Here is a 206-nt window from a genome sequence, read left to right on the forward strand (position 1 = left end):
AACCAGTTGCCGGCGCTCGAGGTCGACGGCTTCAACCTCTCACTCACCACTGGCTGGCTGGACACCTACCATGTCCAAATCGTCCCGTTCGTCGCGAACGCGTTCTCGATCTACCTTTTCCACCAGTACTTCGAGTCGATCCCCAAGGAGCTGGACGAAGCGGCCCGCGTCGACGGCGCCGGATGGTTCAAGATCTACCGCCAGGT

Annotated in this window: 1 protein-coding gene; it reads left to right on the forward strand. The window is 60.7% G+C overall.

The annotated features are described in order from the left end of the window. Window positions 1-206, forward strand: a 206-nt coding sequence (locus LD110_RS23540; RefSeq protein WP_225502352.1) for an ABC transporter permease subunit, incomplete at both ends; no start/stop codon positions are given.

The sequence above is a fragment of the Arthrobacter sp. M4 genome (genome assembly GCF_020251205.1).
GTDB lineage: Bacteria > Actinomycetota > Actinomycetes > Actinomycetales > Micrococcaceae > Arthrobacter.